The sequence below is a fragment of the Psychromonas aquatilis genome (genome assembly GCF_038155185.1).
GTDB classification, from domain to species: domain Bacteria; phylum Pseudomonadota; class Gammaproteobacteria; order Enterobacterales; family Psychromonadaceae; genus Psychromonas; species Psychromonas aquatilis.
Genome location: NZ_JBAKAZ010000075.1, coordinates 1 through 10,132, shown reverse-complemented (window position 1 = coordinate 10,132; position 10,132 = coordinate 1). Strand labels below are relative to the sequence as shown.

General features: G+C 32.9%; 5 protein-coding genes and 3 pseudogenes. 1 reads left to right on the top strand and 7 read right to left on the bottom strand.

Annotated features, from left to right (window positions below):
• Positions 1–69: 69 nt before the first annotated feature.
• From V6256_RS13815 to V6256_RS13785, 7 genes and pseudogenes are all read right to left on the bottom strand, one after another.
• Positions 70–192: pseudogene (locus V6256_RS13815) on the bottom strand (IS6 family transposase); the annotation flags it as partial.
• A gap of 626 nt (positions 193–818) precedes the next feature.
• Entirely contained in the window at positions 819–2,129 is a 1,311-nt protein-coding gene (locus V6256_RS13810; RefSeq protein ID WP_341598812.1) for a type II toxin-antitoxin system HipA family toxin, read from the bottom strand.
• A gap of 26 nt (positions 2,130–2,155) precedes the next feature.
• Positions 2,156–2,368: pseudogene (gene hipB, locus V6256_RS13805) on the bottom strand (type II toxin-antitoxin system antitoxin HipB); the annotation flags it as partial.
• 1,217 nt (positions 2,369–3,585) lie between these two features.
• Positions 3,586–4,833 (bottom strand): hypothetical protein, encoded by a 1,248-nt coding sequence (locus V6256_RS13800; RefSeq protein ID WP_341598810.1) that lies wholly within the window; start codon positions 4,831–4,833, stop codon positions 3,586–3,588.
• Positions 4,834–4,967: 134 nt separating this feature from the next.
• Complete coding sequence (locus V6256_RS13795; RefSeq protein WP_341598809.1) at positions 4,968–7,772, bottom strand: site-specific integrase; 2,805 nt, start codon at positions 7,770–7,772, stop codon at positions 4,968–4,970.
• The gene (locus V6256_RS13790) at positions 7,769–9,262 is read right to left on the bottom strand and encodes a hypothetical protein (protein WP_341598808.1); all 1,494 of its coding nucleotides are present in this window, start codon (positions 9,260–9,262) and stop codon (positions 7,769–7,771) included. Before V6256_RS13790 ends, V6256_RS13795 begins: the two co-directional genes overlap by 4 nt.
• On the bottom strand, positions 9,259–9,741 hold the full coding sequence (locus tag V6256_RS13785) for a hypothetical protein (RefSeq protein ID WP_341598807.1): 483 nt from the start codon (positions 9,739–9,741) through the stop codon (positions 9,259–9,261). The genes V6256_RS13790 and V6256_RS13785 overlap by 4 nt, the downstream gene beginning before the upstream one ends.
• A 226-nt stretch (positions 9,742–9,967) precedes the next feature.
• On the opposite strand from V6256_RS13785, the pseudogene V6256_RS13780 reads away from it, so the two are divergent.
• A pseudogene (locus tag V6256_RS13780) lies at positions 9,968–10,132 on the top strand (IS66 family transposase zinc-finger binding domain-containing protein); the annotation flags it as partial.

Sequence of the window (10,132 nt, the reverse complement as noted above, 5' to 3'; positions counted from 1 at the left end):
CAATGATTTAACACCGATTAACTATGAAAATTTACAAAGTCAGGTGTCCAGTTATGCTTGACCAGAATACCGTGCTACAAGTAATTCTTCGATATCTCGAAAGCTAAGTATAAAACAATGATAAAGCCAAACTGTATGGCTAATAATTTGTGCTGGATAACGATAACCAGCGCAGATATTGAAATTTTTCATGCATTGATTATCGTATGTTTGTTGAAAGTTGCTTTAACTTGACAGTATCTTTTTGAGTAGTACTGATGAAGTGAGGTAATAAAAAATACTAGAAATAAAGTAGATGCCACAAAACGGCCAAAAATTTTATCTATCAAATGATAGAAATAAAAAAACTAAGCACAAGTAATTGGTTTTAAAGTAGTAATACTTGGATCGGGAATCGAACCTGCATCATCAACTTGGAAGGCTTACTCTCAAATTACACCAACCAATTAAAAAAACAAAATCTTTTTAAAACAATCAGTTAACCATAAAATATCAATACCGCTTAACCACAACAATAACGATCATTTAAATTCTCAAATAACAAAATCACTGAGCTTTGCTGTTGAAAAAATTCAATGTGCGAAATTTGATTTATAACTTTTTAAGCTGTTGTAGCATTCCTGAAAATATACTTTCTGATATATGTTAAAGAAACTTCTCGTTTAGACTTAGTAATATTATAAGTAAACATAGCAATATAATAGAGTGTAATACTTTCGAATATAAAGATATTATCCACTCGCCAACGTCGTAAAAAGGTAACCTCTTTTGATTACAGTTAATAGCACCTATAATCGAAACTAGATACTAAAGCATCGCTATACTACTACAATCCTCCTTAGCATTTTAATTGAGTTTTCAAAAATCGGCTCTGATATATGCTCCGGAAAATCTTTAGGAAGCTTACCTTTGAGTTGAAGAATAGCTTCTGGAAGTTGCTCTTTTAGATCAGTTAAAATCGCTTGCATCTTAGCTTGGCTAAAGTTGATTGCTTTAGCTGTATCAAGAAAGTGGCGAGGTAAAATTTTGTGTATGTCATACTTTTTTCCCTTGGTCGCTTTCAATCCCATTGCGAGTTTTAACTGTCTGATATTTAGCCCTCGCCCTCCAAGAATAGGGTAAGCAGATAAAATATCATAAAACGGGGTTAGCCTATAGCTCCCACCTTTCTCTATAAAAATAGAAAAGTTTTTAGCATGCCCATCCGTAGCACCAATGACCCATTGAAATACCTGAAATCTCATAAAGTTATATTGATCTTCAAGTGCATTACTAGATCCCATTAACAGTTCCATTATTTCAGCGATTCCAGGCCCTCCATGGGATTCATATTTAATCGATGAAGGCTTTCCAAATACTTGACAGATATCTTCCTGGGGTAAGCGTAACAGGCCTGTTTTATCTCTATTCCAGCGCCTATCAAAACGCTCTACAGCCAACGCCTTAAGATTCTTAGTTTTTATTATTTCTACATTTGGAACTTTAAAACCAAGCTCTCTAGCAAGCTCAATACAAAGATACTCATTTTCTACACTATCCTTTAGATCCAACGTCGCATTGGCTTGCTCTATTTCTCCTATGGGTAATTTTATTATGTGTGTAGTCGGCGTATTACCTTTAGGAATACACCACTTCCCATCCAATAAAAGAAGTGCTGTTTTCTCTTGTACTCCAGCAACCGATATTCTGAAATCATCATCTTGCTCTATCATGCCTAAAGGTATCTCTGACTTATAGGCGGAAAGTACTGCTTCAAGTTTTTGCTCTTCTAGTACTTCGTAGAGGATAGGCTCACTTTGGTAAGGTTGCTCAGGAGATAATAGTGCTATAGCACCAACACTATCTTTACCTACTTCTTTGAGAAGATCGAAGGGTTGCTTAGACGCTGCTTTGTATCTTGTAACTATTCTTTCCCTAACCTTAGTGCTATCAGGTAAAAGATTATCAAAATAGTTAATTACTGCATCTGAAGTAATAGAGGGTAGTTGCAGCTTTAACGATAATGATAATGGCCGAGCTTTGTCATTACTTATCCAACTTCTGTCATATTGGAATGAATGAGCACCATTCGATAATTTCTTTAGGCTACCTACAAGCTCTCCATTCATATATGCGATTAATTCCTGCATTACCAGTCCTCATCATTACTATGCTGTTTTTTATTTTTATCTTCAACACTTAGCGTTAAATTCATAGCCTGAAGTAATTTAAAAAAAGTTGAAAGTTTTGTGTTATCGGGATTATTTTCAAAGTTGGAGATAGTTCCTTGCTTTATTCCAACTCTTTTAGCTAGATCTGCTTGGGTCCAGTTATTTGTTTGCCTGATAAGAAGCATCAAATCAGCAAGTTGTTTCGGACTATATACCATGCCACAGTTCCTTATAATTTTAGAAAACACAAAGGGATATATAATGATACCCTCTCAAGGGGATATATACAATAATATCCCTTTAAGGGGATACATAAAACAATATCCTTTTAAGAGGATATATAAAGCAATATCTTTTAAGAAATAAATAAACAGACATTGATACTCATTTATTTAATGAAACTTTCATACGAAAATACCACTATAACTTTATTAAAACTGGAGTATAAATAAATTATGTTGAAGGAGCCCCTTTCTAGCCACAGTAAACTTGGAGAAACATACAATAGGGTCAGTCTTGTTTTGTGCCGTAATCATTTCAATTGTTCAGCGAAAGTGTTATTTGATGTTGGTAATGAAAAATATAGATAGAGGTTAAAGCGTGAAGCAGGAATAGGGAAAGTAGTCATTGGCACAAATTAGCCAAAAATATATTTTTATTGAATGCCAGATACAAAAAAACCAAGCATAATAGCTTGGTTTTAACGTTTATTTTCACAAGGAAAACTTGGAGCGGGCAGCGGGAATCGAACCCGCATCATCAGCTTGGAAGGCTTAACCTTAAATTATCGCAACCTACTAAAAAACAACAAATTGCTTTTAAAACAACAAGTTAAAGTCAATCCTACAACACCATTTAAACCCAGTTTTGACCACTTTAAATGGTCAAAATTAATTTTTTGGCCACCATTTGGCCACATCAATTACAACATTTTTTATTTTACAGTTGAAAATTTACTGAGCTTTATAGTTGAAAAAATTCAACTATATGTACCACTAAAGTGTTCTTCACCAAGTTAAAATACTCAAAAAATAAAATAAATAATCGATTTTACTGAGCTTTGTAGTTGAAATAATTCAACTTTATGTATCACTAAAGTCTTCTTCTCTAGATTAAAATACGCATAAAATAAACAATCGATATTACTGAGCTTTATCGTTGAAATAATTCAACTATATTGTTGTAAAACCCGTCATAAAAAGTGTTAATCAGCTTTTTCCTTTCAACTTATTAACCATTTCATTAATCAATTTGTACCTAATTTCCCGTAAAATCCTTACTTCTCCAACCTAATGTGGGGTATCAGATAACTCTTCAACATGAAATTATAAAATAGAACTATTTCTCAATGAACATATAAAAAAAAGACCCTATTCACTGATTGTGAATAGGGTCTTAATCGAACTTACAAAGTAAAGATCTAATCAGCTATTTATCAGAATAAATCTAATATCATGTTTTCATTATCTTCATGGCCCCAATCTGTAGACAGAGCAGGATACTTATCAAAAATTTTTATCAGATCTTTTTTTTGATTAGGTACTGAAGTACAACTAACAGAATAAAATGGATGATTTTTATCATTTTTATTGAAAAATGATAGATTATACTTTCCATCATCAGTTTTTGTCAGTGCGGTATACATCTCATGAAAAGTAGTAACATCCTTTACTTTTAGTTTATTTAAAATATTAAGATTAGCTGTGAAAGCACCACTGAATTCTATAGATGATAAGCAATTTAATTTAAATATCTTAGCGCATACCACGTGTTCTGACATTGAACAAAACATCAAAAAACCATTATTAAAAAGCAGAAAAACTTGTTCTTGGTGTTTAATTTCAGATAATTTAATATACGAAGAAACTTCTTTTTTTAATTTGTACGCATTAACAAAAAAATCAATCTCACTTTCGGTTTTAATCACTTTTTTTTGTAAAAACTCATCAGCTCCGGTTGTAGTAAATGAGTAAGCACAACACTCTGTTTTGATAACAAGATTGTTAAATTGAGAAGAAATATTGATAAATTCATCATGGCTTTCATTAGTGATTTTGTGAACAGTTGCATATGTGCGTTCATCCATAAAAAAATCAATATCTAAGATTCCTTGATAAGCCAAGTCTTTTAGGAAAATATCTCCATCTCTTTGTATTTTCATTTTAACTAGATTAGGGGTTTCTGGTGTAGAGCTGACTTGTACTGCTTCAAGTGGTTTTTCCTTATCTAAATCATAAAGAAGTTGGCTAAAATTAGCTCTCGGTATAGATGTAAATGTATTAAGCTTAGATTTTTCTAGGTATTCTATATGAACTTTTTCTGCTTCACTGCTTTTTATTAGACGATAACAATTCAGATCTGAAAAAGTCACCTCACATGCACCTCCATTAGAATAGGTCAACACAATTTCAATATCTTGAGTTCCATGGCACATTGAGATTGCATCAGCAACTGCATCAGCTGGTAATGAAAAAGCATCACAATTGATATACTCGTCAACTGTTAGTGTTTCAATTTCAAAACAACTCATTTCTGATTTATTACCAACTACAATCTGTAGTTTTCCCTCGTTAACTAGGTGAAAATAAGCTTTTTTCAAAGCATCATTTTTTTTATCTGCCGCTTTAAGAGCAGTACTAATTGCTTTTGCAATTGGTCGCTTGAACTTTATATTAGCTTGCATATACTAATTCCTTATTTAAGATTAATCGGAAACTTAGTATTACTAAAAAAAAATGCTCATGTGACGATTAACTACCCCTCTAGGAGGGTGGTTAATCGTCACGTTGAATATTTCCAGCTATTTTTTGATAATTTTTACATTAAGCTAAAAATATTACGATATAACGCTATTAATTTTCTAATAGAGAATGTTTTTAATGCAAGATTGACTTCTAATCGACTTTTTCCTGAAGCAATATGCTCTATAGATAACTCTTCATCGCGAATAAAGAAAGCTTTTCTAATAAACTCCTCTTGTTTATTGCTTGATGTGTTTTTATTCTTAAAAAGAGTAAAAGTACAGTTGAATATTTTAAACTCAGATAGGGAAAATAATTTACGATATTCTGCCGCAATCTTTTGATTACATTTAACATTAAAACTATTCCTATCCGTATTAAAGTTTATCAACCATTTTTTTATCAATTTAAGAGTAGGCTTTGTGAAATGAAAAGGAGGATTATTCCGATATAATAATAGTTTTATCTGACTAAGCTCTTGCCAGCTAATTTGATTTACCTCACTAGTCGACTCTATATAACCCTTTATCAACACATCAAAAAAAGAAATAGATTTATTAACCTCATTCATTTCCAATACATTTTTCCAATTAAGTTCTATCGAGTCATAAATATCTTCTTTTAACCAAGAGAGTTGATTATTTATATTCAAAGCCATCTCATTCACTCTAGTTATTAACAAAGACGCCGACCTGTGCATGTTGCTCTGAGAGCAGTCAGGCAAGTTTTTCAATAATGAATTAATTCTCCTAGAGATATCATTTGATCCCGCTTTTAAACCTAATATATATCGTAACATTGCCTTAGAATATATTTTTCTTGGTTCTAAAAAGTACCCACATAACCATTCATGGCCATGTAAATAACTTTTTCTGGTTGTCTCAAAATGACTATGTCCAATCTGTTCACTTATTTGGTCTAAAGCAAGTTGCGAGTTTATATACTCTATAGGTCGGCCTTCAAACCAATACGAAAATTTCTTGTCAATGAAATCTAGTTGTAATAGTTCTCTGAGATATGGACAATCAGATGTGTTTTCAAAAGAAGCAAACTTAGTTAATAACTGATTCGTCGACACAAAAGCAAAACTATGTCTCAGAAGATGAAGTCGCCCGCGTTCTCCACAAACAACTTTAATTGCACGGGTGACTGGTAGTAAATAATGTTGCTCACGTACAGAACTTTTCTCTCCAGCGAAGCAAAGTAAAGGTTCATCCCAGGCAACATTCTTTTTAAAATCTAGCAATGTCCATAATAACTGAGATTGATATTCCGGTAGTTGCATATACACTATTCTAGATTTACCGTTTTTTGTTCTTCCCTCTTTTGTATTCTTTATATATATACGAAATAAATTCCCTTTCGGCCTTACAGACATAACATCAAACACACGTAATCGAATTATTTCCCCCCTTCTCAATCCAGCATGAAATCCGAAAATTGCAGCAAGCATTGAAAATTTTTTCTGTAAACTATTTTCAGGTATTTCCTTAGCGAGTAATGATAATATATGTTGGAATTCTTTAGCTGTAACAAAATTAGCATCCGTATTGCCAGGTCGATGTACAGACTTAAAAGCATCAATATCTAGTGCATCAGTTAGTTCATACTCAGCCATAAACTTTAAGAAATAAAGGATATAGACTCTCACATTATCAGACTCTACATTGTCATAAAATGACCTTGCCCAAGCATTCAAATCATCCTCATTCATCGCACATTCAAAACTTAAAGGGTTTTGTTTGAGGTATTTAAGTCCATTTGTGTAGGTCTCCATGGTTGAGTTCTCTAAATTAGATTTTTTTACACCACCGAACTCGATTAACTCTAATAGAAAAAAATAATATAATTGAGGTAATATATTATCCTGATTCCAGACCACATCATCATCTTTTAACTGCTCTAATAACCTTTTAGTTCCTTTCTTTTTGTGCTCTGCTAACAATTTTTTGTGAGGCCATTTATCATTATCTATAGGCTTAATTGATAACTTAAATGACGTTGCGAAAATACTATTGGCATTATTCTTTTTAACTCCTTTATTGGCAGTATTGTTAATAGCAAAGTACCGCTCTTTTTTTATAGCAGATTGCCTATTAGGATTAATAAAGTCATCCAATAAAAATTGAGGTAATTTTTTATCCCAATGGCAAGCGACTATTTTCATTAATAGTTGATCTGTTATTTTTTGAAAATAAAAAGGAGCGAAGGATAAGTAGTTGAAAATGCTTGTTCGGAGCTCACTTATACTATTAGGGAAATTAATATTTTCATAATAATTAACTAACAACCGATAGCACAGTGGTGAAAGTCGATATCTTGCATATTTATTAATTTCATCACTAACATTTAAGGTAATAGGAAAGTAAATGTTTGAGTATTTTTCAGTAACTTCTAGCACATCAGGATGTGACAATATATAAAATAATGACGCCATTGAAAGAGGTGCAGTTTCTAAAAGCAAAGAAATCGCAATAGTTGCACTATCGACTTCAAAGGCACTCCTGACTTTATCTTCGAGTAATTCCTGATGAATAACATTCAAATGACTTGCACTTTGGGACTCAGAGCGCATGCTCTGATACCATTTATTTTCCTCATCTTGTAGCACTCTTTTCTCAGGAGTAGGAATAGACCACTGCAAACCTTCTGATAAATATAGAATGATATCTAATACTGCTAATTTATACTCTCTGCGCTTACCAGTTGAAATCTTGTTTATTTTCTTATTGATGCTAGTGCGCATTGAAGTGGTCAATTTAGCTGAACTTGCACTTTGTATATCACTCCAATGAGCCAAAACCCATTTAAGTGATATTGCATTCGACTTCCTATCCATTCGACTGCTAAGCCAAGTATCGATTTCCATATATACAATCATAAATCAAATAGCTCCATTTTAAAGATAGAAGGTAATTGATTTAATACTTGTAACGTTTTTACTTCTTCAGATTGAAATATATTTACGACGCCAGCATGCTCCCCATGCTCATAATGTCCCATAATTCGGTCAATTAAATGATTAGGTAAATTTAATTCTAATAACGTTTGAGAAAAAACTTTTCGCAATGAATACGGTACATGCCACTCCCAATGGCTATGCATAAAGTGTCGTAGTGTCTTCGCTGTTAATGTTGTTGGTTTTTGCAACTCATCGATAATAAAAAATAAATATGGAAAGCTATGTATAGCGGGAATGAACTGAGCCAATTTACTCTTGATTAGTTGATAACATTTAATTTGTTGCTGTAAAAAGTTATTTAATAAGAGGTTCCGTGCCATTCCTTTATCGAAAACGCATAAACGAGCTACTTGCAAGTTAACAAGTAAAGGGCTGATAGCATGGGTCGGCCTTAAACCTGTCATCGTAATAAATTGTAAGGCGAATATTTGAGTAACCTGATTATAATAACTAATAAGCCCCTCTTTACTCGTCGTATTAATTTTATATTCCAACAAACCGCTCTGTAGATCGATAAAAAAATTAGCAGCTTCATCATATGTGATAGTATTGTTTGCTCCTAAGCTACGATCATCAAATGCAGTCGTTCGTCTATGATTCTCATATCGAATAATCTTAAGCTCCACAATTCGATTAGATTGCTCAGTTAGATACCTTGCTTCTTTTTCACAGCAAAATGGTAAAATTATTTTACCTGCGACGTTCCTTGAAAAGTCTTCTAACATTTCCCAAACCTCAGCCTCTTTGAATATTCTGTTCACTGCATTATTTAATGAGCGATATAGCTGATAGCGTATCCTTTCTAACTCCTCAATTTGATAAGCTATTGCAGATGAATGAGCTAACTTTGAAACATATAAATTTTTGGCATTACTTGAAAGCATGCTATCAGCAGTAATGCACTTACTAATATATGTTTTCCACACCCTTTTATCGGCAGTCTTAACTCTGCTCATTTTCTTATTTCTTATAGCTTTCGATTGCCAGAAGTGAGATAACTCATTCAGCTCATTCTTCGTTAATAGTGGTTTCCCATAATTATTGTATTGTTGTAATACACGCCAAAAGAAATTGTTTAATGCGTGAGGGGTAGGCATCCACACATATTCATTATCATCTACCAGAATTGAATACTCTACCCAGGATACACCTCCATCTTTTACAATTCTCAAGGAATTTTTTAGAGCAGCCTCCGAAGATTTTAGGCGATAAAAATGAGGTGCACTTTCACCTATATCAAGTTCATTTAATTGCCCTTTCAACCACATTACGAGCAAAATAAATAATTCGGTATTTGATAATTTGCTTTTGTACCAATATTTTAACTTCTGCATTTGTTCATGAACTTCTGGATAGGGTGAGCCAGCAGCATTAGCTCGATTACTTTTTTCCTCTACTTTTTTCATCATCGCCCCACCTTGCTAAATGTTGAGTTATTTTTATTAGCTAATTGAGATAATAATTTTAAAGTTGTCGGTTTATAGCCCATCTTCTTAAGTTGTTTGTGACGAATATTAATGGTTTTAGATTTATTCGATATTTCTAGAAATGATAATGATGGTAAAACCAAGTTGAGCGTATCAATTAACTCAATGAGTGCATCATCATAAGCCTCATGTATTAGCAGATTGACACTCATATATCTTGCCGCAGGGTGTGAAAGCAACGAGCAGAATATTGTGTTTGGCGCCAAGAGTAAATATTCTCCATCTACTCCATTTATTACATTCAATTGAATATTACTGAATAATATTAATAACTGGCTTTCTGATATTTGATTTATATATCGTGATTGTTTTTGATTAAAAATATCTCCATTTGTTAACTCTATAAGTTTTGGATGATTTTCTAATTTCAATCGATTAATTTTAATTGTCATTTTTTTCATATTACCCTCTCGTCTGATTAATAATCAAAACTATGACAGAGATTCAACCCCTCTGTGGCGATTAACCCCCTCTATATAGGGGTGCTTAATCAACGCGGATAAATAATAGAAATTATATTTAGGAAGGTTTTCTGCTAGAGGCACTGCATTATCAACTTATACGATAGTATCAATTAAAGACAATCAAACCAGTATGAGTCTAAATTTTAAACGCAACTAACCGGTGCGTAAGCCGTTACCAAAAGACTTGCCGCGAGAGCAGGTTATTCACGATATCGACAATAAAATCTGTGATTGCTGCGGCGGTGAGCTACATAAAATGGGCGAGGATAAGTCAGAAAAGCTTGAGTTTATCCCTGCTAAAATCAAAGTTATTGAGCATATCCGTCCT